Source organism: Variovorax defluvii, from assembly GCF_039541515.1.
Lineage (GTDB): Bacteria > Pseudomonadota > Gammaproteobacteria > Burkholderiales > Burkholderiaceae_C > Variovorax > Variovorax defluvii.
Window position 1 is genome coordinate 19,555 of the sequence record NZ_BAABGJ010000013.1, and the last position, 24,187, is coordinate 43,741.

Sequence of the window (24,187 nt, forward strand, 5' to 3'; positions counted from 1 at the left end):
TCCTTCATCTCTCATTCCTCGTCCCATCCAGGAAGCCATGAAGATCGCGAGCTTCAACGTCAACGGTATCAACGGCCGCCTGCCGCGGCTGCTCGAATGGCTCGAGGCGTCGAAGCCCGACGTGGCCTGCCTGCAGGAGCTCAAGTCGCCCGACAACAACTTCCCGGCGGCGGCGCTGCGCGATGCGGGCTATGGCGCCGTGTTCCACGGGCAGCGCTCGTGGAACGGCGTCGCGATCCTGGCGCGCGGCGCGATGCCGATCGAGACCGGCCGGGGGCTGGAAGGCAACCTGCAGGACGACCAGAGCCGCTACCTCGAGGCCGTGGTCGACGGCATCGTCATCGGCTGCCTGTACCTGCCCAATGGCAATCCCTGGCCGGGCCCCAAGTTCGACTACAAGCTCGAATGGTTCGACCGGCTGTGCGCCCATGCGCAGCGGCTCGTCGACTTCGGCCTGCCCGCGGTGCTGGCGGGCGACTTCAACGTCGTGCCCACCGATGCCGACATCTACAACCCGGCCTCGTGGCGCAAGGACGCGCTGCTGCAGCCCGAGAGCCGCGCCGCCTTCGCGCGCCTGCTCGACCAGGGCTGGACCGATGCCATCCGCGCGCTGCATCCGAACGAGGCGATCTACACCTACTGGGACTACTGGCGCAACCGCTGGCCGCGCAATGCGGGGCTGCGCATCGATCACCTGCTGCTCAACCGCGAACTCGCCCCGATGCTCACCGCGGCCGGCGTGGACCGCGAGGTGCGCGGACGGCCGGGGGCCAGCGATCATGCGCCGGTGTGGGTCGAGATCGCCGTGTAGTGTTCACACCCGCGCCATCTGGGAGCGTGAGACACCATCGTGCGGGACGCGAAGAGCCTCTTCAACCGCCCGCCAGACTGGCACGGATCTCGGCGACGGTCTTCTGCGGGTCCTGCAGGTGCGGGTAGTGGCCCAGCCCCGGCAGGGTGATCATCTTCACGCCGAGCTTGTCGGCGAGCTCGGCGCCCATGTCGGTCTTGATGTAGAAGTCCTTCTCGCCCCAGACGACTTTCACCGGTGTCCTCCATCGCGCCAGGTGGGCTTCGAAGTAGACCTGGTCCTGCGTGAAGTGCGCGTAGTAGTGATGGAAGGCATCGGCCGAACTCATTCCGCCGTGGTCCCAGCCCTCGCGCATGTCGCGCTTGAGCTCCGGCGAGAGGTCGAACTGCTCCTCCTTGGCGAAGCCCCGCCGGTACGCGTTCTCCAGGATCTCGTCGCGGTTCTTGTTCATCGCCGCGTTCACCGCGGCGGCGGAGGCCTTCGACTTCAGGGCCTGCAGGTTCTCGTGCATGTACGGCGGCCGGTCGAAGGGCGCGAAGTCGCCGACGATGAGGGACCTGGCGATGCCCGGCTGGTCCAGCGCGAGCAGCATGGCCGGCAGCGCACCGATGTCGGTGGCATAGATGGTCAGGCGGGAAGTGTCGATGCCGGCCTTGTCGATGTACTGCTGCAGCACGCGCGCGTACGCGTTCGGCGCATAGGAGAAGCGGTCCGGCGCCGGCCTGGAGGACTGCCCGTAGCCCGGCCAGTCGAAGGCGTGAACATCGTAGTCCTTGGCGAGTTCGAGCGAGATCCCCTTGTACGCATACAGCGTCTCCGGAAAGCCATGCAGCAGGATCACGGTGCCTTTCGGCTTCGCGCTGCGCACGACCATTCTTCGTAGCGTGATGTCGGCGTCCAGCGGAATGAAGCCGAGTTCCGCCTTCGGTTCCGGCGCGCGCGGCGCGGAAGAGGCGGCGGGCGCGACCATGGACAGGCCGAGCACGAAGGCCGGCGCGAGGAGTTTCCAGAGGAGGGAGCGAGACATGAGAGCGTCCTTTCCGGTTCGGAAGCGAATCGGCCTGGCGGCGGCTTCGTGGAACAGTGAGTCGATGGACGAACTGTAGGCAGCGGCGCCCGACAGAAAAAGACCGCGGGGGAGAAAAGGCTGTTGCTGGATTCCCAACAATCCGTCGACGAGCAGGCACGGCGCGCTGACTGCGCCTGTAGGCGAGCGCCGATTGCGCTGCACTCGAACCCGCCGGAGATTGGGGTATCGCAGGAACTCCATCCCGCGTCGAGGAATGCCGATGACCCACATGACCGTCGACCTCTACCAAAGCGCCACCAACGCCGACAAGTTCCTGGCCGTTCCGGCGGGCGTCGATCCTTCCGAGCTGATGGGGCCCGTCGTGTTCGACAAGGACTATGCGGAGCTGGTGCGGTATCGCGAGGGTTTCGAGTTCGATCCGGCGGAGAACTATGCCGGGGCCAACGCGGCGAAGATTGCCGCGGATATTCTCACGGTCAAGTGGGCGATGTACGAGCGTTTGCCGCCGTAGAGACCCGGCTGGCCTGATTCGCCAGCACCTGGCGCACCTTCCACGCCAGATCCTCGCGCGAATAGGGCTTGGTGAGCAGATCGACGCCCGGGTCCAGCCGGCCGCCATGGACGATGGCGTTCTGCGTGTAGCCCGAGGTGAACAGCACGGCGATGCCCGGAATCCGCTCGCGGGCCTTGCGCGCCAGGTCCGGGCTGCGCAGGGTGCCGGGCATCACCACGTCGGTGAACAGCAGGTCGATCGGGATGCCGCTCTGGATGATCGCGAGCGCGCTCTCGCCATCGTGCGCCTTGAGCACCCGGTAGCCCAGCTCGCTGAGCGTGTCCACCACGGTGGCGCAGACTTCTTCGTCGTCTTCCGCGACCAGAATCGTCTCCTGGCCGCCGCTCGCATGCCGCGTTTCCGTGGCTGCGGGCAGGTCTTCGGCTTCGTGCGAGCGAGGCAGGTACAGCTTCACGGTCGTGCCGAGGCCCGGCTCGCTGTAGATCTTGACGTGCCCGTTGGATTGCTTGACGAAGCCATAGACCATCGACAGGCCCAGCCCCGTGCCCTTGCCCTCCGGCTTGGTCGAGAAGAAGGGGTCGAAGGCCTGCGCCATGACATCCGGCGTCATGCCGCTGCCGGTGTCCGAGACGGCGATCAGGACGTACTGCCCTGCCACGACGTCGGCATGCGCCCGGGCGTAGGCCTCGTCCAGGGACGCATTGCCGACCTCGAGGGTCAACTTGCCGATGCCGTTCATCGCATCGCGGGCGTTGATCAGCAGGTTGAGCAAGGCGTTCTCGACCTGGGCCACGTCGACGAAGGTGTTCCATAGCCCGCCGGCGATGACCGTCTCGACCTCGACCGCGTCGCCCAGCGTGCGCCTGAACAGATCGGAGGTCGCGCCGAGAAGGCGCCCGAGGTTGACGACCTTCGGCTCCAGCGGCTGGCGGCGGCCGAAGGCCAGAAGCTGGCTCGCGAGCTTGGCCCCGCGCTTGACACCGGACAGGGCCCCTTGGAGCCGACGCTCGGCGCGCTCGTTGCCGGCGATGTCGCGGGCGAGCAGCTGCAGATTGCCGGCGATCACCTGCAGCAGGTTGTTGAAGTCGTGCGCCACGCCGCCGGTCAGTTTGCCGATGGCCTCCATCTTCTGCGCCTGCACCAGCGCCTGCTCGGTGCGCTTGAGCGCGGCGGCGGCTTCCTGCTTTTCCGTGATGTCGCGGGTGATCTTGGCGTAGCCGACGAACTGGCCTTCGGCGTCGCGCAGGGGCTCGATCAAGGCCTGCGCAAGGAACTTCGAACCGTCCTTGCGCAAGCGCCAGCCCTCGTGCTCGTAGCGGCCTTGCGTGGTGGCGGCCTTCAAGGCGATGTCCGGCAGGCCGCTCGCGCGGTCTTCGGGCGTGTAGAAGCGCGAGAAGTGTTCGCCGAGGATCTCGTCCTTCGCGTAGCCCGTGATGCGCTGCGCCCCGGCGTTCCAGTTGGTGACGCGCCCTGCCGGGTCGAGCATGTAGATCGCATAGTCGGTCACGCCCTGCACGAGCAGGCGGAACTCCTGCTCGCTGCGGCGAAGCGCATCGGCCGCGGCCTTCTGCTCGCTGATGTCCCGCGTGATCTTGGCGAAGCCGATCAGCCGGCCATCTTCGGCGTGGATGGGGTCGATGACCACGTTGGCCCAGAAGCGGGTGCCGTCCTTGCGCACGCGCCAGCCGTGGGCTTCGAACCTTCCGTTGGCCGCGGCGGATTGCAGGGCCAGCTGCGGTATGCCGGCGGCCTGGTCCTCCGGCGTGTAGAAGCGGGAGAAGTGCTGGCCGCGGATCTCGGCTTCGGTGTAGCCCTTGAACCTCTGCGCCCCTGCATTCCAGCTGACGACGCGGCCCTCCGGGTCCAGCATGTAGATGGCGTAGTCGTGGATCGCCGAGACCAGCAGCTGGAAGCGATGAAGGTCCGACAGGTGGGCTTCGTTCGAAGATGAATCGGCGGGGTGGACTGGGCTCATGGACGGGTTGTATCGCCTTTGTCTGGCAGGCCGTGACGGGGGGCTCTTGGGCGGCGGTCGTTGTCATGCGCCCGGCACTGCGTGGACTTCTGCGCTCCCTTCGGCAAACCTGCCGCGATGCTATCCGCATTCGCCGGCGTCCGGAGGCAGTCTCAAGGGTTCGGGTGCGAAGGTCCGGCGCGCGGCGCCCATCGCTGCACGACGCACGGCGGACGGCCGACCGCGGCGCACCCCTTCACCGCATGCCGGCTGAACCTGCCGGCGCCCGACAAAGGTGGCTGGGTGGCCGAGCCACTGTGCTTCTGGACCGCGGCGCGTGAAGCGATCGCGCACCGCGTCGTCTCTCCCGTCGAGTTGACGCGGGCCGTTGCCGCGAAGGCGTCATGGGGGATCCTCCGGTGCGATCCGGGACCTGCGTACGAGACTACTTCTCCTTGGCGGGGGTCACCGAGACCTTCGGCACTTCGATCACCTTTTCCTCTGTCTTCACCGTCGGGACGGTCACGGTCTTCTCTTCTTTGGACACCTTGACATCGGGCGGCGTCACGTCGTACTTGGGAAGCGTCACGTCGCCTGCCTGGGTCTTTTCGTACTTCGGCACGGTGATGTTCCCGTCGGCCGTTTTCTTGACGTCGCACGCGGCAAGCGACACGGTTGCGCAGACGGCAATGGCACAGAGTGCAATGGTTTTCATCGGGTCTCTCCAGAGTTGTTTCAAAAGTATTCTGGAAACGCCTGTGTGATGGCCATGTAAGACCGCGCCGCGTGACTTCGGAGGCGGGTGGAATCGCGAACTGTGGTCACGGAGGTTGCTTGCGAGCCGCTGCCGCCCGGCCGCCGGTCAGGCCCCGCCGCGCCGCGAACCTGCCGAAGCGATCGCGGCGGATGCGAACACACTCGCGAGGCCGTTCAGGCCTGCGCGATAGGCCTGTCGCAATGTCCGCTCCAGTCGTGCTGCGTTCGTCGTGTCGTCCGGCGTGCACCGGGCCGTCCAGTCGACCCGCGCTCCCGCCTCGGCCGGCGACACCCGGAGGGTCGATGTGTAGGAACGTGCCGGTAACGGTCCCTGGTCCAGCCGGTAGCCGAGCTGCATGTGCCGCTCGTCCAGCTCGACCAGCGTTTCCAGCATGCAGGCGCTGCCCATGTGAATCCTGCGCGTCGCGCCGGGACCGCGGCCCGAGGTCTGCAGTCCGGTGACGCCGGGCATCCATTGCCCCAGGCCGCCGAAGTCGCCCACCACGTGCCAGACCGCGCGCGGGCTGGCCGCGACCTCGACGGATTCGACGATCTCGACCCACTCTGCCTGCGGGCCGCTCATGAGCCGTTGAACACCGGTTCGCGCCGCGCGGCGAATGCGGCCAGCCCCTCGTTCCTGTCATGCGAGCTGTTGTGCGCGAGGACGACGGCCTGTTCGGCTCGCAGTGCCTGGTCCAAGGGAAGATCGAGGCCGTTGTCGACCAGGTGCTTCATGCGCGCCAGGCCCAGGGGACTCTTGCCGGACAGACTGTCCGTCAGTGCCTGGACTTCGTGCTCCAGGCGCTCGGGAGCCACGACGCTGTGCACGAGTCCCCAGTCCCTCATCAACGACGCGGGCACCGTGGCGCCGGTGTACATCAGGTACTTGGCTCGGTTCGGGCCGATCTTGCGGGGCAGCCGCACCGAGCCGCCCGCGCCCGGCAGCAAGCCATAGTTGGCGTGCGCATCGCCGAACACGGCGCGTTCCGAGGCCACGACCAGGTCGCAGCACAGCGCGATCTCCAGCCCGCCGGCCAGCGCCATTCCGTCGATCGCCGCGATCACCGGGATCGGGAGCGCCTCCAGCCGCGCCAGCAGCCGCGAGATGGAGTCGCTGTAGGCGCTGGCGGCCGCGGCGGGATCGGGTGCGCCGGCGAATTCCTGCAGCGCCTTCAGGTCACCCCCCACCGAAAACGCCCGGCCGGCCGCCGTCAGCACGACGCAGCGCAGCGTGCGGTCCTGCTCGATCGCCCACAGCGCGATATCGAATTCGGCGAGCATCTGCGGGCTGAGGCAATTGAGGGTTTCGGGGCGGTTCAGGCGCAGCCAGGCCGCGGCGCCTCGCCGCTCGCCCGCCAGCGCCGCGCTGGGAGCGCCGGCCGGTTCCCAACGCGACACGGCCGCTCCTGCTCGTCCGATGGCTTCAGATGACACGTTCCCTGCCTTCCCAGAACTTGCGGCGGATCTCGCGCTTGAGCACCTTGCCGACGGCGCTGCGCGGCAGCGCCGGCCAGACCTCGATCCGCTTGGGCGCCTTGACGCTGCCCAGCCGCTCCTTGCACAGCGCGATGAGCTCCGCCTCGTCGGCCTGCATCCCCGGCTTGACCTCGATCACCGCCGTGACGGCCTCCCCCCACTTCTCGTCGGGGGCGCCGACCACCGCGCAGTCCTGCACGGCGGCGTGGGTCCACAGCACTTGCTCCACTTCGGTCGGATAGACGTTGAAACCGCCCGTAATGATCATGTCCTTCTTGCGATCGACGATGTAGACGAAGCCGTCCTCGTCCTTCACGCCGATGTCGCCCGTCCGGTGCCAGCCGGCGGTGCTGACGTCGGCGGTGGCCTGCTCGTTGCGGTAGTAGCCCTTCATCACCACGCTCCCGCGGCAGACGACCTCGCCACGCTCGCCCGCGGGCAGGAGGTTGCCGTCGTCGTCCATGATCTCGGTGCGCACGAGCGGCCCCTCGCGGCCGGCGCTCCACAGGCGCTTGGCCAGCGCGGGATCGGCCAGTGCCTGGACGTGGTCCCGCGGCGTGAAGAGCGTGGCCGTCATCGGCGCCTCCGTCTGCCCATAGGTCTGTGCCATCACGGGGCCGAAAACGTCGATGGCCTCCCGCAGCTTCTGCACGGACATCGGGGCGCCCCCGTAGAGAAAGAACCGGAGGGACGAATAGTCGAAGTCCCTCAGCCGCGGATGCGCCAGCATGCTGTAGATGACCGTCGGAGGCAGGAAGAGCGCCGTGCCTCTGTGCCGATCGATGGCTTCCATGATCAGCAGCGGATCGGGCCTTGGCAGGATCACGTTGGTGCCGCCCACGGAAAGCATGGTGGCCGAGAGGTAGCCCGCCGCGTGCGTGAGCGGCGCTGCCACGATGTGCACCGGCGGCTCCTCCAGGCGCATGACGATCTGGTAGGCCGCGACCATCGCCTCCCAGTTCTCGTGGGTCAGCATCACGCCTTTGGGGCGGCCGGTCGTGCCGCTGGTCGTCGGCATGGAGGCGACGTCCTGCGGCGTCTTGGCGAAGTAGGGCCGGTCCGTGCCGTGGTCTTCGACCCAGTCGTTCAGGCTCGCGGCGCCGGCCGCCGGGGCATCGATGCAGACGCAGCCCCGGATGGAAGGCACGGCTTCCAGAATGCCCGGCACGTCCGCCGCGATCGAACTGTGGAAAAAGAGAAACCTGGCTTCGAGCAGCCGCAGCACCTCGATGTTCTCGTGCACGCTGTTGCGCGCGTTGACCGGTAGCCAGACCATCCCGGCGCGCAGGATGCCGTACTGGCAGGCGAGGCCCATGGGATGGTTCGGTGCATAGGTGGCCACGGCCGCGTCGGGCCCGAGGCCGCTCGCGACCAGTCCGTTGGCGATGCGATGGGTGAGCGCCTTCATGTCGCGGTAGGTCCACCCGTTTTCGCCGTCGTGCACGAAGTGCCGGTCCGGAAAGGCCGCGGCACCCTTGTCGAAGTAGTCGATGAAAAGCATGGCCATCTCCTCACTTGTTCGGGTTGTAGAGCTCGAAACCCTCGCCGGCCAGCCGCATCAACTGCATCTGCTTGATGGCGGCGTAGTCGCCGGAAGACGTGTTCACGGTAATGCCGTCGAGCAGCATGGGCACCTTGAGGTCCTTCAGCCCGGTCGCCACCTTCATCACATTGGCGCGCCGCAGATCGTCGCCGGCACGCTTGAGCACCTGCTCCAGTGTGTAGGAAGTGGCGTAGCAGTGCCAATTCCACCAATCGCCTTCGGCCGCCCGTGGGTTGTACGCGGCCTTCCATTCGCGCCATGCCTTGACGTCCGGATCGTTCTGGAAAGCAGGGCTGGTGGGATCTTTCATGAACTGCGCGGAGATGATGCCCTGCGACGCCTCCATGCCGGCCGGCCGGATGACCGTCTGGAGGTTGCTGGCGGGATTGACGAGGAAGTGGGTCGGCTTCCAGCCCGAATCGTTGACCAGCTTGACGGCCTGGGCGGCGAACTTGGCTGCCGTCACGTTGAGCAGCACGTTGGCGCCCGAGGCCTTCAGGCGCGACACCTGGGCGTCGATCGTCGGGTCCGTCACCTCGTAGGACTGCTCGGCCACGATCAGCCGATCCGCCTGCGGGCCCAGCGCCGCGCGGAAGGCATTGCGATATTCCTTGCCGTAGTCGTCGTTCTCGTAGAGGACGGCCACCTTCGCGTCTTTCACATGGTCCAGCACGTGCCGCGCGTAGCCGGTGGCCTCCACTGCGTAGCTGGGCAGGAAGCCGATGGTCCAGGGGAACTGCTTCGGATCGTTCCACTTGCTCGCGCCGCTCACGATGAAGAGCTGCGGCACCTGCTTCTGGTTGAGGTAGTGGTGGATGGCGGTGTTGGTTGCAGTGCCGAAGGTGCCATAGATCAGCAAGGCGTTCTCGCGTTCGACGAGACGCCGGGCTTGTTCCAGCGTGCGCGCCGGATTGAATCCGTCGTCCAGGGACACCACCCGCACCTTGCGTCCATTGATTCCGCCCGCTTTGTTGACCCGTTCGAAGTAGGCCTGGTGGCAGGTGCCGATCGCACCGGCCCCCGAGAGAGGTCCCGAGTACGGGACGATGTTGCCGATGACGATCTCCGTGTCGCTGGCCCCGCCGTCGTACTGGCCGGCTGCCATCAGTGCGGGCGCGCAGAGCGTGAGCCCCGCCATCGTCAGTCCTGCGCGAAGCAGGGGGGTGCCAAATCTCATGAGGCGTCTCCTGGAGTGGAAGGAATGGGCAAGGAATGGGAACCGCCGCGTCCACGGGCGGGCCGGCGCAGGGCGATCACCGTTCGCGCCGGGCGAAGCAGGCGGGGCAGGAGCCCGGCCAGACCGCGCTTGTCGATGACGACGAGGGTGATCACCACCGCGCCGTAGATGGCGCTGGTGGCGGCCTGCGATACCTGTTCTGCGAAGTTCGGCACCAGGACCACGAAGCAGGCGCCGAGAAGGGGGCCGGCGGGGGCGCCGATGCCGCCGACCACCAGGCCGACGAACAAGGTGATGGACAACATGAACGAGAAGCTGTCCGGCGCGACGTACTGCACCAGCAAGGCCTGGAGTGCGCCGCCCATGCCGCCCAGCATCGCCCCGAGCACGAAGGCGCGGCGCCGGTACGCGGCCACCTGCACGCCCATGGCGCTGGCGGCGACCGGGTTGTCGTGCAGCGCCTGCCAGGCGCGTCCGGTGCGCCCGCGCGCCAGGCGCCACACCAGGGGCAGCACCACCGCGAGGTGGGCCGCGGCCAGCGCATACATCCACGCATCGGCGGACAAGCCCAGCGCAGGCGGAGGCGCCGGGCGGGTGAAGGCGATGCCCTGCGAGCCGCCTGTCCAGCGTTGCAGGGCGTCATAGCGCAGCAACTGCGGGGCCACGACTGCGAGCCCGAACAGGGCCAACGCGAACTGCATCCCCTCCAGCCGCAGTGCGGCCACGCCGAAGAGGCGCGCGAAGCCCGCGCAGACCAGGCCGGCGAGGAGCGGCACCAGCACGACGGGCACGGAACCCCCTTTCACCAGCATCGCCGCCGCGTAAGCGCCCAGGGCCACGAAGGCGCCATGCCCGAGCGACAGCAAACCCGCGTGCCCGACCTGCAGGTTCAGGCCTGCCAGCACGAGCGTCGAGATGAGGATGGAGCTGACCAGAAACAGTTCATAGCCCTTGAGCAGCAACGGCATGGCGCACAGGGCCAGGCACGCGGCCAGCAAGGCCCAGCCCGTCGGCGCGCGCGGGATCAGGGAGACGGAGCGGGTGGACAGCTTGTTCATACGCGATGCACCACCCGGGCGCCGAAGAGCCCTTGCGGGCGCAGAAGGAGGACCGCGACGATGAGCGCCATGGCGAGCGTGGTGCGCAGCTCGTTGCCCTTCGGGACGAACTGCACGACAGCGAGTTCCAGCAGCCCGACGGCATAGCCGCCGGCCACCGCACCCAGCGGGCTCGAGATGCCGCCCAGGAGCGCGGCGGCGAAGAAGAAGATGAGGGGACCCGACATCATGTGCGGGTCCAGGAAGGTGAAGGGCGCCATCATGATGCCGGCCACCGCACCCACCATCGCGGCGGTTGCCCATCCGAGCCCGATCATGCGATCGACGTGGATTCCCAGCAGCCGGGCCGATGCATCGTTCGCCGCCGCGCCGCGCATCGCCAGGCCCAGCTTCGTCCAGCGGAAGAACGCGAACATCGCCAACAGCATGAAGGTGGAGACGGCCATCGCGCCCAGCGCATGCCAGCGCACCATCACGCCGCCGAGCTCCACGGCACGGTCCGGAAAGGGCGACGCGAAGGGGCGTGCCTCATAGCTCCACAGCCAGCCCGACAGAGAGTTGAGCGCAATGAAGAGCCCGACGGACACCGTCACCATGATGGCGACCGGCTGCCGGCGAAACGGGCGGATGACCACGCGCTCCAGCACCAGGCCCATCGCGCCGGCGCAGACCACCGCCAGGGCGATCGCAAGCCAGAGCGGCAGACCGGCCTGCGCGAGCGACCAGGCGATGAAGGTCGCGACGGTCGCCATCTCGCCCTGCGCGAAGTTGACCTGTCCCGAGCTCTTGTAGGTCATGACCAGCGCCAGCGCCAGGTTCGCGTAGATGCCCCCCTTGGAGAGGGCGATGAGGGTCTGTTCGATCAAGGGGTTCATGGGAAGCGGCTTTCAGCCCAGGTAGGCGCGGCGGATGTCCGGATTGCGGGCGACCTCGGCCGCCCGGCCCTGCACCACGACCCGCCCCGCCTCCAGGACGAAGGCGTGGTGCGCGAGCTTCAGGGCGCGTGCGGCGTTCTGCTCCACCAGCAGCATGGCGGTGCCTTGCGCCGCGTTGATGGCGCGCATGATCTCGAAGATCTCCTGCACGATGATCGGCGCAAGCCCCACCGAGGGCTCGTCCAGCAGCAACAGCCGGGGGCGCCCCATCAGCGCGCGTGCGATCGCCAGCATCTGCTGCTCCCCGCCGGAGAGCGTGCCTGCCTGCTGCCGCATGCGCTGTCGCAGCTTGGGGAAATAGTCCAGGGCCATCGACAACTGCGCCGCCGCGTCCGCCGGGTCGCGCAGCGCGAGCGCGCCCAAGGCCAGGTTCTCCGCCACGGACAGGGTGGAGAAGGTGCCGCGGCCGTCGGGTACGTGCGCCACCCCACGCCGCGCCACCTGCTCGGTCGTGCGCGGCGCGATGTCTTCGCCATCGAGCAGGATGGTGCCCTTCGTCCACACCATGCGGGAGACCGCGCGCAGCAAGGTGGACTTGCCGGCGCCATTGGCGCCGAGGAGCACCGTGATCCGGCCGGGTTCGACGAACAGGTCGATGTCGTGCAGGACGTGCGCCGCGCCGTAACCGGCCTGGAGTCCGCGCAGGTCAAGCAAGTGCTGCATCGTCCATCTCCCCGAGGTAGGCCTTTTGCACGGCGGGTTCGTTCCGGACCTGCGCGGGCGGGCCGTCGGCGATCTTGTGGCCGAAGTCCAGCGCCACGACGTGGTCGGAAACGGTCATGACGAGGTTCAGGTGGTGCTCGACCAGCAGCACCGACAGGCCGTGCGCATCGCGCAGCGAGCGGATCAGCGCAGCGAGAACAGCCACCTCCTCGTGATGGAGGCCGCCGGCCGGTTCGTCGAGCAGCAGGAGCCGCGGACGGCACACCAGCGCGCGGGCGATCTCCACGCGCTTGCGGTCGGCGTAGGTGAGCTGCGCGACCAGGCGCGACGCCTGGCGCTCCAGTCCAAGCGCTTCCAGCACCTCGCGCACGCGCGCCCGCGCCGAGGCTTCCGCGCGCCGCGCCCACGGCATTCCCAGGGCCTCCGCCAGCGCACTGCAGTTCACCAGGGGGTGCGCGCCGACCATCACGTTGGCTTCCACGCTGAGTGCCGGATAAAGCGCCAGGTTCTGGAACGTGCGCCCGATGCCGAACGCGGGCATCTCGTGCACCGGCGCGTGCAGGATCGACTTGCCCTGCACACGGATGTCGCCCGATTGGGGCTGATAGAGCCGGCTGATGCAGTTGAAGAGGGTCGTCTTGCCGGCGCCGTTAGGGCCGATCAGTCCGACGATCGCCCGCTCGGGCACGGCAAAGGAGACATCGCACAAGGCCGCGATGCCGCCAAATCTCATCGACACGCGGTCGATCTCGACGAACGGCCGCGTCGTGCGTGTCATGGTCTCCATGCGCTGCCCCGGTTGAAAATAACTTGTAGGTCACTGTAGTAACCGTTGAGTCACTTTTGAACTGGTGGAAACCCGAGACGGCCTCGTGCCGCGGCACCGCGCTGCATTGCGCGGCGTCGCAGTCGGCCTGAATGAAAGAGGAAACAGAGAGAAGACAGAGGCGGCCGCACGCGCGGCGCGAGCACGCCTACCTGCCGCGCGCCGGCTTCTTCCGCGGAGCCGGGTTGGACGCCGGGCGCGCGCGCAGTCCGTCGGAGAAGATCGACGACATGGTTTGCGCGATCAGCTGCGGTGTCCAGCTGCCATCGGGTCGGTACCAGCTCGGAATCCAGTTGATGGAGCCCATGACGGTGAGCTCCGCGAGCTTGGCATTGCCCGGTGCGATGCTGCCGTCCGCAATCCCGCCGGCAATGAGCTTGCGCAGCGCGGCGTCGATGCGGTCACGCTCCGCGATCACCTGCTCCCGCTGTTCGGGAAACAGCGCGTCGATGTCGACCATCGCACCGCCCGCGGTGTTGTGGGCCAGGTAGTTCTCGATGAAGTCGAGGATGAAGGTCTGCAGCTTCTCCAGCCCGCTGCCGGCGAAAGCGTTGGCCCGGGCGATCGCCGCGTTCCCGATCCGGTTCGACGACATGAAGCACTCGAACAGGATGTCCTGCTTGTTGCTGACGTATCGGTAGAGCGCGCCCTTGGTGACGCCGAGGGACGAGGCAATGTCGTCCATCGTCGTCGCCTGAAAGCCGCGGGCCTTGAAGGCCTTGGCCGCCTGGCTGATGAGCGCAGCGCGCTTGACTTCGCGCTGCTCGGAGCGGCTGGGCAAATTGGTGCTGGCCCATCGGTCTGCCATTCGCAGCGGTTCCTGTCGTGAGTCGTTGGGGGGGTGATGCGGGAAGCGCGATGAAGATACCACAAAGTCTCTCCGGCTTCCGTGCGGTCACCAGGGCGGGCGCGGGCGCTCGCCCATGCCCCCACGCCACGCGCGACGCGCCTCGGTGTAAACCCTAGGACTTTAAAGTGACCACGCGTTTACGATCATGACCATCGGTTCAATGATCCTCGTTGCAGCCGTTCCATTCCTCCAACCAGACACGGAGCCCGCATGAGTGCAATTTACGTCGTCGGGGTGGGCATGACCCGCTTCGGCAAGTTTCTCGATCAGTCCGTCAAGCAGTTGACGCGTGAAGCCGTGGAAGCGGCCCTCACGGATGCAGGCGCCACGCAAGCCATGATCGGCGCCGCGTTCTTCGCGAACGCGACCCAGGGCGCCATCGAAGGGCAACACATGGTGAAGGGACAGGTCGCGCTGCGCGACATGGGCTTCGAAGAGACGCCGATCACGAACGTCGAGAACGCCTGCGCCAGCGCGAGCACCGCCTTTCAGCTGGCATGCACCCATCTGGCGGCGGGCGCGTCCGACTGCGTGCTCGCGGTCGGCGCGGAGAAGATGTACCACGCGGACAAGGCACGCGGCTTCGCGGTATTCGACGGCGCGTGGGACGTGACCACCGCGCAGCAGACCGCCGACATCCTCTCCGAGCTGGGGGAGGGCATGAACGCGCCGCCCGGGCGCGAGACGCCGGCTGCGCAGCGCAGCCTCTTCATGGACGTCTATTCCTACCTCGCCAAGTTCCACATGAAGACCTACGGCACGACGGAGCGCCAGCTCGCGGCGGTGGCGGCCAAGAACCATCACCACTCGACCATGAATCCGCTGTCGCAGTACCAGACCGACGCCACCGTGGACGACGTGCTGGCGGCGCGCATGATCTCGTGGCCGCTCACGCTGCCCATGTGCGCCCCGATCAGCGACGGCGCCGCCGCCGCGGTGCTGTGCAACGAAGAAGGCATGAAGCGCTACGGCTTCGACCGCAGGCGCGCGATCGAGGTCAAGGCCTGCGTGCTGGCCGGCGGCACCAACCGTGCGCCGCGCGACATCCAGCAGCAGATCGGCCGCCTCGCCGCCCTGCGCGCCTACGAGAAGGCGGGTGTGGCGCCGCAGGACATCGACGTGGCCGAGGTGCACGATGCCAGTGCCTTCGCCGAAGTGCAGCAATCCGAGAACCTGGGCTTCGCGGAGTATGGGCAGGGCGGCTGGATCGCCGAGAAAGGCATCACCAGCCTGGGCGGCAGGATTCCGATCAATCCCTCGGGCGGCCTGGAATCGAAGGGCCATCCCATCGGCGCGACCGGGCTCGCGCAGATCCATGAGCTGGTCACGCAGCTGCGCGGCGAAGCGGGCAAGCGGCAGGTCGACGGCGCCCGGCTGGCGATCGCCGAGAACGGCGGCGGCTTCTACCGTTGCGAGGAAGCGCTGGCGGTGGTCACCATCCTCGGCCGATAGGCGCCATGACCGTGCCGATCCAGCTCAACGTCGCCGCCTTCCTCCCGGCGGTCGCGGCCGTTCATGGCGACCGTCCGGCGGTCTCGGTGGACCGGACGCTCTTCTGCGACTACGCCGGCCTCAGCCGCCGCGTCGCCGCGCTGGCGGGCGCCTTCGTCGGCAGCCTGGGCCTCGAGCCGGGGGAACGCGTTGCACTGGCCATGCGCAACTCACCCCAGTACTTCGAGATCCTGCTCGCCTGCTGGCATGCAGGGCTGGTGGCGGTGCCGATGAACGCCAAGCTGCACCCGCGCGAGATGGCCTACATCCTGGGCCACACGGCGTCGCGCCTATGCTTCGTGTCGGAAGACCTGAGGGAGGGCGTGGCGCAGCTGCAGGCCGAGCTGCCAGCGCTGGCCCGCGTGGTCTGCGTGGACGAGCCCGCGTACGAGATCCTGGTCGAAGGCCCCCCGCTGCCGATGGCGGCCACGCTGGAGAACGACCCGGCCTGGCTGTTCTACACCAGCGGTACCACGGGCCGGCCCAAGGGCGCCACGCTGTCCCACCGCAACCTGCTGGCGATGGCGCTGCGGTACTACGCCGACATCGCCGCGGTGGACGAGACGCACTGCTATTTCCACGCGGCGCCGCTGTCCCACGGCGGCGGCCTGTATGGGCTGCCGCATCTCATGAAGGGCTCGCACCAGGTGATTCCTGCGAGCCGTGGCTTCGACGTCGACGAGATCTTCGATCTGCTGGAGGTGTACGACAAGGCCACCTTCTTCGCAGCGCCCACCATGCTCACGCGGATGACCAACCACCCGCGTGCGGCCACCGCGCGCGTCTCGGCCATCGACACGATCTACTACGGCGGCGCGCCGATGTACGTGGAGGACCTGAAGCGCGCCATCGAGCGCTTCGGCCCTCGTCTGTACCAGATCTTCGGGCAGGGCGAGTCGCCGATGACGGGCGTGGGGCTGGCCAAGGCGCTGCATGTCGACTACGGAAATCCGAAGTACGAACGCCGCCTGGCAAGCACGGGGATCGCGCGCACCGGCGTCTCGGTGCGGGTGGTGGACGAGCACGACGTCGACGTTCCGGTCGGCGAGCTCGGCGAGGTGCTGTTCCGAAGCGAAGTCACCATGCTCGGCTACTGGAAGGACCCCGAGGCGACGGCCAGGGCGCTGCGCGGCGGATGGCTGCACACCGGCGACGTGGGCTTCGCCGACGAAGACGGCTTCATCACGCTGAAGGATCGCAGCAAGGACATGATCATCAGCGGCGGGAGCAACATCTATCCCCGCGAAATCGAAGAGGTCCTGATGATGGATCCGCGCGTGCTGGAATGTTCCGTGGTCGGCCGCCCGCACCACGACTGGGGCGAGGAGGTGGTGGCCTTCGTCGTTGCGCATGCGGGCCAGCGCGTGCAGGCGGACGAGCTGGACGCGCTCTGCCTCGCGAACATCGCGCGGTTCAAGCGTCCCAAGGCGTACTTCTTCGTGGAGGGCCTGCCCAAGAGCAACTATGGCAAGGTCCTCAAGACCGCGCTGCGCGAGCAACTGGCCGCCGGCCTCCACGATGCCCTTCGCCCGGGGGAGGCGCCGTGAAGCGCGTCCCCGTCGGCGCGAGCGGACTTTGCGTGGGCCGTCTCGGGCTCGGCTGCATGGGCATGTCCGAGTTCTATGGCGCCACCGACGACGCGCAGTCGCTGGAAGTGATGGCGCATGCGCTCGACCAGGGCGTCACCCTGTTCGACACGGCGGACGCCTATGGCTTCGGCCACAACGAGGAGCTCCTGGGCCGGTTCCTGCAGGGGCGCCGCGAGCACGTCGTCGTGGCCACCAAGTTCGGCCTGGTGCGCAAGCCCGGCGCCTACGAGCGGCGCGTGGACAACACGCCGTCCTATGTCCGGCAAGCGTGCGAAGCGTCGCTGCGCCGCCTGGGCATCGACTGCATCGACCTGTACTACATGCACCGTGTCAGCGCCGATACGCCCGTGGAAGACTCCGTGGGTGCGATGGCGGACCTCGTGCGTACGGGGAAGGTGAAGGCCATCGGGCTCTCGGAAGTGTCGGCCGCGACGCTGCGCCGTGCCGCCGCCGTCCATCCGATCGCCGCGGTGCAGAGCGAGTATTCGCTGTGGACACGCGACCCCGAGCACGGCGTCCTCCAGGCATGCCGCGACGTGGGAGCCGCCTTCTGCGCCTACAGCCCGCTCGGCCGGGGCTTTCTCACCGGCAAGCTGAAGTCTTCCGACGCGCTCGACGCCAAGGACTTCCGGCGCCACAACCCGCGCTTCGACGATGCAGCGCTGCAGCAGAACCTGCGCATCGTCGAGGTGCTGGAGCAGATGGCCAGCCGCAAAGGCTGCACGCCCGCCCAGCTCGCGCTGGCATGGCTGCTGGCCCAGGGCGACGACGTGATCCCGATCCCAGGGACCAAGCGCATCCGCTGGCTCGACGAGAACCTGGCCGCGGCATCGGTCTCGCTGGACGCCCGAGACCTCGCCACCCTCGACGACGCGCTGCCGCCGGGCATCGCCCAAGGCGAACGCTACAGCCCGGAAGGCATGAAGGGCCTGGACGGCTGAAGTCCTTTGAACCACTGGAGAAACGAATATGAAGCTGCAAGGAAAGACCATCGTCGTCACGGGCGCCGCCCGCGGCATCGGCCAGGAATATGCGGTGGCGCTCGCCACCGAAGGCGCATCGATCGTCGCCTGCGACGTGAGCGATTGCACGGAGACGGTCCAGCGCGTCGAGGCGGCCGGAGGCCAGGTGCTGGCGCTGAAGGTGGACGTCGCCGATGCCGCGTCCACGCAGGCGATGGCGGGGCAGGCCATCGAGCGCTTCGGCCGCATCGACGGCCTGATCAACAACGCGGCGCTCTATGGCCAGCTCAAGAGCAGCAAGTTCGAGCAGATTCCCGAGTCGGAATGGGACGCGGCGATGACCGTCAACGTCAAGGGCATCTGGAACGCCAGCAAGGCGGTGGTGCCTGCGATGCGCGAGGCCGGCGGCGGCAGCATCGTCAACATCACCTCGCTGGCGGCCACCTACGGCATGCCCTTCCGCCTGCACTACACCACGTCCAAGGCGGCCGTGATCGGCATGACCCGCGGCATGGCACGGGAACTGGGCAAGGACCTGATCCGGGTCAATGCGGTCGCCCCGGCCGCGGTGATGACGGAGGGGACGCAGGCCTTCTTCGCGGGCAAAGTGGAGAAGGCGCTCGACGCGATCAAAGGCAGCCAGGCGATTCAGCGCAACCTCGTGCCGGCCGACCTCGCGGGCACCATCCTCTACCTGGTTTCGGACGCCAGCTGCTTCGTCACGGGGCAGACCCTGTCGGTCGACGGCGGCACGGTGATGCACTGACGCGCGGCGCGAGAGGATTTGTCGTCATGGGTCCGCTTCATGGCATGCGCGTCGTCGAGATGGCCGGCATCGGGCCTGCGCCCTACTGCGCGATGGTGCTGGCCGACTTCGGCGCCGAGGTCGTTCGCATCGATCGGGCCGACGCGGGCGGCCTGGGAATCCCGGTCGCGCCGGAGCGGGACATCCTGAACCGCGGCAAGCGCTCGATCGTGCTCGATCTGAAAGCGCAGCAGGACAGTGACACGGCGCGCCAGCTGATCGACCGCGCGGACGTCCTGGTCGAGGGATTCCGGCCCGGCGTGATGGAGCGCCTCGGCCTCGGGCCGGCCGAATGCCTGGCGCGCAATCCGCGCCTGGTGTACGGGCGCATGACGGGGTGGGGCCAGTCGGGACCGCTCGCTCAGCAGGCGGGGCATGACATCAACTACCTGGCGATCACCGGCGCGCTGGGCGCCATCGGCCGCCCGGGCGAGGCGCCCGTCCCGCCGCTCAACCTGATCGGCGATTTCGGCGGGGGCGGCGCCTGCCTGGCGCTGGGTATCGCCTTGGCCCTGGTGCATGCGCAGCGCACCGGCCAGGGCCAGGTGGTGGACGCCGCCATGATCGACGGTGCCAGCGCGCTGATGACTTTTCTCTGGGGCCTGCGCGCCGACGGTCGCTGGAGCGACGCGCGCGGCGACAACCTGATCGACGGCGGCGCGCCCTGGTACGACAGCTACCGCGCACGTTGCGGCAACTACCTCGCCGTCGGCGCGATCGAGGACCGCTTCTGGCTCGCCTTCCTGCGCGGCCTGGAACTCGATGCCGCGCAACTGCCGCCGCGCGATGCCAAGGCCGGCTGGCCCCTCCTCCGTGCGGCCATCGCAGACCGCGTCGCCCTGCGAAGCCGCGACGAGTGGGTCCGGCACTTCGAAGGCCTGGACGCCTGCGTGTCGCCGGTGCTGGCGCTCGGCGAGGTCGCCGCGCACCCCCAGGTGTCTCAACGCGCAGTCCTCACGGAGCGGTTCGGCATGCTGCAGCCGGCGCCGGCACCGCGGCTGAGCCGGACGCCGGGTGCCGTGGGGCAGCGCCCGCCTCGACCGGGCGAGCACACGCAGGAGATCCTCGCGGAGCTGGCGCTGCACTTGGCGCAGGCCGGGACGGGGACGGCCTGAATCGCAGCCGCGCGCCCGATTCGCAGGCGGGGCGCATCACAACCCACGATTGGAGACAACCATGAGCACCCAGCCAGATCTCGGACACGCACGTCTGCTTCGACGCCCTTGCCGCTTGCTGGCGGTATTCGCCGGCGCCGCGATCGCGCTCGCCCTCGGGTCGAGCCCGATGCGCGCATCGGCGCAGCAGCCCATCAAGGTCGGCCTCACCACCGATTCGACCGGCGTGGCGGCGGCCTTCGCCCGCTCGCAGATCAACGGCGTCCAGATGGCCATCGACGAGCTGAACAAGTCGGGCGGCGTGCTCAACCGCAAGGTCGAACTGATCACGCGCGACTCCCAGCTCAAGCCCGACCTCGGCACGTCGCACACGCGCGACCTCATCACGGGCGAGAAGGTCGACGTCCTCATCGGCCCGGCCGGCAGCGCGGTGGGCATCACCGTGTCCGCCATGGCACGCCAGTACCGCAAGGTGGTGATGATGACCATCCCGAACTCGCCGCGCATCACGACGGAGCAGTTCCATTCCTATGTCTTCAGCATCGTGCCGTCGGGACTGATGGAAGCGCGCGCAATGGCCGAAGCGGTCGGGCCGCGCTTCAAGCGCATCGCCTTCATCGGCGGCGACTACGAGGCCGCGCATCAGAACCTCAAGTTCTTCCGTGACCGCCTGGCCAAGGTCCATCCCGAGGCCCAGATCGTTGCGCAGGCCTGGCCCAAGCTCGGCGAGCAGGACTACAGCAGCTACATCACGCGACTCATGTCGGCCAAGCCCGACCTGGTGTATTCCTATCTCTGGGGGGCGGACCTGGTCGGATTCGTGAAACAGGCCAAGCCCTACGGCGTGTTCGACAAGAGCACCTTCGCCAGCCTGACCTACCTGGACGACATCAAGGCACTGGGCGCCGACCTGCCGGAGGGCGTCATCGGCCAGATGCGCGCCCCGTTCTTCGCGCTGACGAGCGACAAGGCGCGCAAGTTCACCGCCGACTACCGTGCCCGCTTCAACGATTGGCCCACGGACTGGGCGTTCATGGGCTACGAGGGTATGCAACTGCTCGCCGCGGGCATCCAGGCGGCCGGGTCGACCGAATCCGATGCCATCGTCAAGGCGCTGGAGCAGGTCCGCTACGAAGGCCTGCGCGGAACGATCAGCCTGCGCGCGCTCGACCACCTCGGCAACGTGCCGTCTTTCATCGGCACGACCGTGGCCGACAAGGAGACGCCCTTCCGTCAGATGAAGGCGGTGCAGCGCATCCCGGCCGAGGCGATCTGGCCGAGCGCGGACGAGGTCGCCCGGTTGCGCGAGGCGAAGTGACGCCGGCACCGCCGCAAGCGCCATGGTCGACGACATCGCCGTGCAGGCCTTGAGCGGAGCGGGAAGCGGCATGGTGCTGTTTCTCGTCGCCTCGGGCCTCACCCTCATCTTCGGCACCCTGCGCGTGGCCAACTTCGCGCACGGTTCGTTCTACATGCTGGGGGCCTACCTGGCCTTCAGCGTGACGCGGCTGTTCTCCGGCCAGCCCTTCGGCTTCTGGCTCGCGCTGCTGCTGGCACCGCTGGCGGTGGCGTTGCTGGGCGCGGCCATCCAGCGCTACCTGCTGCGGCGCATTGCAGGCCGGCCGCACCAGTACCAGCTCATCCTCACCTATGCGGTGACGCTGATCCTCGCCGACACGGTGAAGCTGGTGTGGGGCCGCGACAACCACACGGTGCCTCGCCCGGAAGGCCTGGGCGGCGCCATCGACGTGTTCGGCGCGCCATTCCCCGCGTACTACCTGCTGCCCGTCGGCGTGGGCCTGGCCGCTGCAGCAGCCCTGGGCCTGCTGCTGGCGCGCACGCGCTTCGGCAAGGTGGTGCGGGCCTCGGTGGCCGACGGCGAGATGCTGGGCGCGCTGGGGGTGGATGTTCCGCGGCTGAACGTGCGCGTGTTCGCCCTCGGCGCATGGCTCGCGGGCCTCGGCGGCGTGCTGGCCGCGCCCATCGGCTCGATCTCCCCCGGCATGGACAGCGCCATCGTCATCGAGTCGTTCGCGGTGGTCATCATCGGCGGGGTAGGCAGCGTGGCCGGTGCGCTGCTCGGCGCCCTGTTCACGGGCATCGCCAAGTCCATCGGCATCCTGTTCGCGCCCAAGCTGGCGATCGCCTTCGTGTTCCTCGCGCTCTGCGTGGTGCTGGTCGTGCGGCCGCAGGGCCTGCTCGGGAGGTCGGCATGAACGCCGCCCGGCCGCTCGCCTGGCCGCTGGCGATGCTGGCGGCAACGGCCTGCCTCCCGCTGGTGCTGGGGGAGAGCCGGCTGTTCCTCACCATCGATTTCCTGGTGATGGTGTTGCTGGCCATGAGCTTCAACCTGCTGCTCGGCCAGGGCGGGCTGCTGTCCTTCGGGCATGCGACCTGGTATGGCCTGGGCGCCTACGCGGTGGCCATTGCGACCACGCGGCTGGGCTGGCCGATCTGGTGCGGCATGCTGGCGGCGCCCGTGGTGGCCGGCCTGGGCGCCTGGCTGGTCGGCTGGTTCTGCGTCCGCGCCGTGGGCATGTACTTCGCCATGCTCACCTTGGCTTTCGGGCAGTTGCTCTACACGCTCGTCCTCGGCTGGTACGGCTTCACCGGTGGCGACGACGGGCTGCCGGTCCGCGTGCCGGATTGGATGCTGCCCGCAACGCCCTATTTCTACTTCTGCCTCGGCGTGGTCGCCGTGTGCCTCTTCCTGATGTGGCGCATCGCCCGGTCGCCCTTCGGAATGGCGCTCGGGGCGATCCGCGAGAACCGGCAGCGGGCGGCCTGCCTGGGGCTGAACGTGCGCGCGCTCGAGTTGCGGCTCTTCGCCATCGCAGGCGCCTTTGCGGGCGTCGCCGGCGCGCTGCGCGCGCCGCTGCAGCAGATGGCCTTTCCGTCGCTGCTGCACTGGAGCCAATCGGCCGAGCCGGTGCTGATCGCGCTGGCCGGCGGCACCGGCGTCTTCTTCGGCCCGGTGGCGGGTGCGGCGCTGTTCGTGTTCACGAACTTCGCCATCACCAGCCATTTCGAGTACCCGCTCATGGTTTTCGGCACGCTGGTGCTGGCCATCGTGCTGTTCCTGCCCGGCGGCATCCTGGGTGCCCTGGCCACGTGGCGCGTCCGGCGCGGCGTGAAGTCGACGCCCGGCTCCCGAGTGAAATGGCCATGAACGAAACCCTTCTTTCGGCGCGCGGCATCGTCAAGCGCTTCGCCGGCTTCTGCGCCCTGGACGGCGTCGACCTGGATGTCACCCAGGGCGCCATCCATGGGCTGATCGGCCCCAACGGTGCGGGCAAGAGCACCTTCATCAACGTACTCGCCGGACAGCTGCGCCCGTCCGAGGGGCAGATCCGCCTTCGCGGCGATTCGCTCGTGGGCCTGGCGCCCCATGAGGTCGTGCGGCGCGGCGTGGCCCGATCGTTCCAGATCACCAGCATCTTTCCGGGCTACACGGTCTACCAGAACGTGCAGATCGCGCTCATGGCGCATGCCGGCCATTGCGGCCACTGGCTGCGTCCGGCCGCGCCCACCTTGCGCGAGGAAACCGAGCGGCTGCTGGAGACATCGAATCTGCTGCCGGATCGCGCCCGCGTCGCGGGTGAACTGGCCGCGGGCGACCGCAAGAGGCTGGAATTCGCCATCTCGCTGGCCTCGCAGCCGGCCTTGCTGCTGCTCGATGAACCGACCGCCGGCATGAGCCCGTCGGAGCGCGCCATGGTGACCGAGACCATCCTCAGGCTCAACCGCGAGCTGGGCATGACGGTGCTCTTCACCGAGCACGATATCGAGATGGTCTTCGGCACCGCGCAGCGCGTCACGGTGCTGCATCAGGGCCGCAAGCTGGCCGAGGGTGCGCCCCGGGCGGTCCGCTCGGATGCGCGCGTGCAGGAGGTCTACCTGGGCGGGGAGGCGCATGCTGAGCTGCCATGACCTGAATGCACGCTATGGCGTCGCGCACGTGCTCTTCGATGTGAGCCTGGAGCTGCGCGCCGGACGCGTGTTGAGCCTGCTCGGCCGCAACGGCGCGGGCAAGTCGACGCTGCTCAAGACGCTGATGGGCCTGTTGCCCGCGCATTCCGGCACGGTCGCCTTCGAAGGGCGGCGCATCGACGGCCTGCCCCCCTGGCACGTCGCGCGGCTGGGCCTGGGGTACGTGCCGGAGGAGCGGCGCATCTTCGTGGACCTGAGCGTCCAGGACAACATCGAAGTCGGGGAGCGTGCCGGCAGCCCTTGGACGCGTGAGCGCCTCTACGGAATCTTTCCCGCGCTGCGCGAGTTTCGCAAGCGCCCGGCCGGCCTCTTGAGCGGGGGCCAGCAGCAGATGCTCACGGTCGCGCGAACGCTGGCCGGCGGTCCAGCGGTGCTGCTCATCGACGAGCCGACCGAGGGCCTGGCGCCGGTCATGGTGCAGACGCTCGAGTCCGTGATGGCGCAGCTCAAGCGCGAGGGCCAGACCATGCTGGTCGCCGCGCAGGACCTCCGCTTCGCGCTGTCCATCGCCGACGACATCTGCGTCATGAACCTCGGCCGCGTCGTCCACGCCTGCTCCGGCGATGACGCGCGCGCCGACGCCGCCCGCCTGCGGCAGCTGTTCACGCTGTGAGCGCCGGTGTGCGCGGCAGGACGCCATTC

24 protein-coding genes are annotated in these 24,187 nt (G+C 68.3%); 12 read left to right on the forward strand and 12 right to left on the reverse strand.

All coding sequences use genetic code 11. The annotated features are described in order from the left end of the window. The first annotated feature begins 37 nt into the window (after positions 1-37). Positions 38-811: an exodeoxyribonuclease III gene (locus tag ABEA07_RS08520; protein ID WP_345537175.1), complete on the forward strand. Its 774-nt coding sequence runs from the start codon at positions 38-40 to the stop codon at positions 809-811. A 61-nt stretch (positions 812-872) separates the two neighbouring features. On the opposite strand, the gene ABEA07_RS08525 is transcribed toward ABEA07_RS08520, so the two are convergent. After that, positions 873-1,838 carry an alpha/beta fold hydrolase gene (locus tag ABEA07_RS08525; RefSeq protein ID WP_345537176.1) on the reverse strand — a complete coding sequence of 322 codons (966 nt, stop codon included), beginning with the start codon at positions 1,836-1,838 and terminating at the stop codon, positions 873-875. A 262-nt stretch (positions 1,839-2,100) separates the two neighbouring features. Here ABEA07_RS08525 and ABEA07_RS08530 point away from each other — a divergent pair, with 262 nt between their 5' ends. Next, the gene (locus ABEA07_RS08530; RefSeq protein ID WP_345537178.1) at positions 2,101-2,352 is read left to right on the forward strand and encodes a hypothetical protein; all 252 of its coding nucleotides are present in this window, start codon (positions 2,101-2,103) and stop codon (positions 2,350-2,352) included. Here ABEA07_RS08530 and ABEA07_RS08535 read toward each other — a convergent pair. From ABEA07_RS08535 to ABEA07_RS08585, 11 genes are all read right to left on the reverse strand, one after another. Further along, the gene (locus ABEA07_RS08535; RefSeq protein ID WP_345537180.1) at positions 2,318-4,330 is read right to left on the reverse strand and encodes a hybrid sensor histidine kinase/response regulator; all 2,013 of its coding nucleotides are present in this window, start codon (positions 4,328-4,330) and stop codon (positions 2,318-2,320) included. The two genes, ABEA07_RS08530 and ABEA07_RS08535, sit on opposite strands and share 35 nt — an antisense overlap. A 424-nt stretch (positions 4,331-4,754) precedes the next feature. Continuing rightward, the gene (locus tag ABEA07_RS08540; protein ID WP_345537181.1) at positions 4,755-5,024 is read right to left on the reverse strand and encodes a hypothetical protein; all 270 of its coding nucleotides are present in this window, start codon (positions 5,022-5,024) and stop codon (positions 4,755-4,757) included. Positions 5,025-5,171: 147 nt separating this feature from the next. Further along, positions 5,172-5,648, reverse strand: coding sequence for an SRPBCC family protein (locus tag ABEA07_RS08545; protein WP_345537182.1), 477 nt, complete (start codon positions 5,646-5,648; stop codon positions 5,172-5,174). Next, complete coding sequence (locus ABEA07_RS08550; protein ID WP_345537183.1) at positions 5,645-6,463, reverse strand: enoyl-CoA hydratase/isomerase family protein; 819 nt, start codon at positions 6,461-6,463, stop codon at positions 5,645-5,647. Before ABEA07_RS08550 ends, ABEA07_RS08545 begins: the two co-directional genes overlap by 4 nt. Positions 6,464-6,488: 25 nt before the next feature. Beyond that, positions 6,489-8,042 (reverse strand): class I adenylate-forming enzyme family protein, encoded by a 1,554-nt coding sequence (locus ABEA07_RS08555; RefSeq protein ID WP_345537185.1) that lies wholly within the window; start codon positions 8,040-8,042, stop codon positions 6,489-6,491. Between the two features lie 10 nt (positions 8,043-8,052). Continuing rightward, positions 8,053-9,261: an ABC transporter substrate-binding protein gene (locus tag ABEA07_RS08560; RefSeq protein ID WP_345537186.1), complete on the reverse strand. Its 1,209-nt coding sequence runs from the start codon at positions 9,259-9,261 to the stop codon at positions 8,053-8,055. After that, positions 9,258-10,319 carry a branched-chain amino acid ABC transporter permease gene (locus tag ABEA07_RS08565; RefSeq protein WP_345537188.1) on the reverse strand — a complete coding sequence of 354 codons (1,062 nt, stop codon included), beginning with the start codon at positions 10,317-10,319 and terminating at the stop codon, positions 9,258-9,260. Before ABEA07_RS08565 ends, ABEA07_RS08560 begins: the two co-directional genes overlap by 4 nt. Then, the gene (locus ABEA07_RS08570; protein ID WP_345537189.1) at positions 10,316-11,194 is read right to left on the reverse strand and encodes a branched-chain amino acid ABC transporter permease; all 879 of its coding nucleotides are present in this window, start codon (positions 11,192-11,194) and stop codon (positions 10,316-10,318) included. The genes ABEA07_RS08565 and ABEA07_RS08570 overlap by 4 nt, the downstream gene beginning before the upstream one ends. 12 nt (positions 11,195-11,206) lie before the next feature. Further along, positions 11,207-11,917 carry an ABC transporter ATP-binding protein gene (locus tag ABEA07_RS08575; RefSeq protein ID WP_345537191.1) on the reverse strand — a complete coding sequence of 237 codons (711 nt, stop codon included), beginning with the start codon at positions 11,915-11,917 and terminating at the stop codon, positions 11,207-11,209. After that, positions 11,901-12,695 carry an ABC transporter ATP-binding protein gene (locus ABEA07_RS08580; RefSeq protein WP_345537193.1) on the reverse strand — a complete coding sequence of 265 codons (795 nt, stop codon included), beginning with the start codon at positions 12,693-12,695 and terminating at the stop codon, positions 11,901-11,903. The genes ABEA07_RS08575 and ABEA07_RS08580 overlap by 17 nt, the downstream gene beginning before the upstream one ends. Positions 12,696-12,891: 196 nt before the next feature. Further along, a complete protein-coding gene (locus ABEA07_RS08585) occupies positions 12,892-13,551 on the reverse strand; it encodes a TetR/AcrR family transcriptional regulator (RefSeq protein ID WP_345537194.1) in 660 nt (219 codons plus the stop codon). A 252-nt stretch (positions 13,552-13,803) separates the two neighbouring features. On the opposite strand from ABEA07_RS08585, the gene ABEA07_RS08590 reads away from it, so the two are divergent. The 10 genes from ABEA07_RS08590 (at position 13,804) to ABEA07_RS08635 (ending at position 24,158) form a co-directional block, all read left to right on the forward strand. Beyond that, positions 13,804-15,045 (forward strand): thiolase family protein, encoded by a 1,242-nt coding sequence (locus tag ABEA07_RS08590; protein WP_345537195.1) that lies wholly within the window; start codon positions 13,804-13,806, stop codon positions 15,043-15,045. A gap of 5 nt (positions 15,046-15,050) precedes the next feature. Beyond that, positions 15,051-16,631: an AMP-binding protein gene (locus tag ABEA07_RS08595; protein ID WP_345537197.1), complete on the forward strand. Its 1,581-nt coding sequence runs from the start codon at positions 15,051-15,053 to the stop codon at positions 16,629-16,631. Continuing rightward, entirely contained in the window at positions 16,628-17,614 is a 987-nt protein-coding gene (locus ABEA07_RS08600; protein WP_345537198.1) for an aldo/keto reductase, read from the forward strand. Before ABEA07_RS08595 ends, ABEA07_RS08600 begins: the two co-directional genes overlap by 4 nt. Positions 17,615-17,642: 28 nt before the next feature. Continuing rightward, on the forward strand, positions 17,643-18,401 hold the full coding sequence (locus tag ABEA07_RS08605; RefSeq protein WP_345537199.1) for an SDR family NAD(P)-dependent oxidoreductase: 759 nt from the start codon (positions 17,643-17,645) through the stop codon (positions 18,399-18,401). 26 nt (positions 18,402-18,427) lie between these two features. Continuing rightward, entirely contained in the window at positions 18,428-19,555 is a 1,128-nt protein-coding gene (locus tag ABEA07_RS08610) for a CaiB/BaiF CoA transferase family protein (protein ID WP_345537200.1), read from the forward strand. Positions 19,556-19,616: 61 nt separating this feature from the next. Beyond that, positions 19,617-20,873 (forward strand): ABC transporter substrate-binding protein, encoded by a 1,257-nt coding sequence (locus ABEA07_RS08615; RefSeq protein WP_345537202.1) that lies wholly within the window; start codon positions 19,617-19,619, stop codon positions 20,871-20,873. Positions 20,874-20,895: 22 nt separating this feature from the next. Further along, positions 20,896-21,771, forward strand: coding sequence for a branched-chain amino acid ABC transporter permease (locus ABEA07_RS08620; RefSeq protein WP_345537203.1), 876 nt, complete (start codon positions 20,896-20,898; stop codon positions 21,769-21,771). Continuing rightward, complete coding sequence (locus ABEA07_RS08625; protein ID WP_345537205.1) at positions 21,768-22,724, forward strand: branched-chain amino acid ABC transporter permease; 957 nt, start codon at positions 21,768-21,770, stop codon at positions 22,722-22,724. The genes ABEA07_RS08620 and ABEA07_RS08625 overlap by 4 nt, the downstream gene beginning before the upstream one ends. Then, positions 22,721-23,485 (forward strand): ABC transporter ATP-binding protein, encoded by a 765-nt coding sequence (locus ABEA07_RS08630; protein WP_345537206.1) that lies wholly within the window; start codon positions 22,721-22,723, stop codon positions 23,483-23,485. Before ABEA07_RS08625 ends, ABEA07_RS08630 begins: the two co-directional genes overlap by 4 nt. After that, positions 23,469-24,158 (forward strand): ABC transporter ATP-binding protein, encoded by a 690-nt coding sequence (locus ABEA07_RS08635; protein ID WP_345537207.1) that lies wholly within the window; start codon positions 23,469-23,471, stop codon positions 24,156-24,158. The genes ABEA07_RS08630 and ABEA07_RS08635 overlap by 17 nt, the downstream gene beginning before the upstream one ends. Positions 24,159-24,187: the final 29 nt, after the last annotated feature.

Coding starts and splice junctions, on each gene's coding strand:
- ABEA07_RS08520 (WP_345537175.1), top strand. CDS start 38: ATGAAGATCGCGAGCTTCAACGTCAACGGTATCAACGGCCGCCTGCCG.
- ABEA07_RS08525 (WP_345537176.1), bottom strand. CDS start 1,838: ATGTCTCGCTCCCTCCTCTGGAAACTCCTCGCGCCGGCCTTCGTGCTC.
- ABEA07_RS08530 (WP_345537178.1), top strand. CDS start 2,101: ATGACCCACATGACCGTCGACCTCTACCAAAGCGCCACCAACGCCGAC.
- ABEA07_RS08535 (WP_345537180.1), bottom strand. CDS start 4,330: ATGAGCCCAGTCCACCCCGCCGATTCATCTTCGAACGAAGCCCACCTG.
- ABEA07_RS08540 (WP_345537181.1), bottom strand. CDS start 5,024: ATGAAAACCATTGCACTCTGTGCCATTGCCGTCTGCGCAACCGTGTCG.
- ABEA07_RS08545 (WP_345537182.1), bottom strand. CDS start 5,648: ATGAGCGGCCCGCAGGCAGAGTGGGTCGAGATCGTCGAATCCGTCGAG.
- ABEA07_RS08555 (WP_345537185.1), bottom strand. CDS start 8,042: ATGCTTTTCATCGACTACTTCGACAAGGGTGCCGCGGCCTTTCCGGAC.
- ABEA07_RS08560 (WP_345537186.1), bottom strand. CDS start 9,261: ATGAGATTTGGCACCCCCCTGCTTCGCGCAGGACTGACGATGGCGGGG.
- ABEA07_RS08565 (WP_345537188.1), bottom strand. CDS start 10,319: ATGAACAAGCTGTCCACCCGCTCCGTCTCCCTGATCCCGCGCGCGCCG.
- ABEA07_RS08570 (WP_345537189.1), bottom strand. CDS start 11,194: ATGAACCCCTTGATCGAACAGACCCTCATCGCCCTCTCCAAGGGGGGC.
- ABEA07_RS08575 (WP_345537191.1), bottom strand. CDS start 11,917: ATGCAGCACTTGCTTGACCTGCGCGGACTCCAGGCCGGTTACGGCGCG.
- ABEA07_RS08580 (WP_345537193.1), bottom strand. CDS start 12,695: ATGACACGCACGACGCGGCCGTTCGTCGAGATCGACCGCGTGTCGATG.
- ABEA07_RS08585 (WP_345537194.1), bottom strand. CDS start 13,551: ATGGCAGACCGATGGGCCAGCACCAATTTGCCCAGCCGCTCCGAGCAG.
- ABEA07_RS08590 (WP_345537195.1), top strand. CDS start 13,804: ATGAGTGCAATTTACGTCGTCGGGGTGGGCATGACCCGCTTCGGCAAG.
- ABEA07_RS08595 (WP_345537197.1), top strand. CDS start 15,051: ATGACCGTGCCGATCCAGCTCAACGTCGCCGCCTTCCTCCCGGCGGTC.
- ABEA07_RS08605 (WP_345537199.1), top strand. CDS start 17,643: ATGAAGCTGCAAGGAAAGACCATCGTCGTCACGGGCGCCGCCCGCGGC.
- ABEA07_RS08610 (WP_345537200.1), top strand. CDS start 18,428: ATGGGTCCGCTTCATGGCATGCGCGTCGTCGAGATGGCCGGCATCGGG.
- ABEA07_RS08615 (WP_345537202.1), top strand. CDS start 19,617: ATGAGCACCCAGCCAGATCTCGGACACGCACGTCTGCTTCGACGCCCT.
- ABEA07_RS08620 (WP_345537203.1), top strand. CDS start 20,896: ATGGTCGACGACATCGCCGTGCAGGCCTTGAGCGGAGCGGGAAGCGGC.
- ABEA07_RS08625 (WP_345537205.1), top strand. CDS start 21,768: ATGAACGCCGCCCGGCCGCTCGCCTGGCCGCTGGCGATGCTGGCGGCA.
- ABEA07_RS08630 (WP_345537206.1), top strand. CDS start 22,721: ATGAACGAAACCCTTCTTTCGGCGCGCGGCATCGTCAAGCGCTTCGCC.
- ABEA07_RS08635 (WP_345537207.1), top strand. CDS start 23,469: ATGCTGAGCTGCCATGACCTGAATGCACGCTATGGCGTCGCGCACGTG.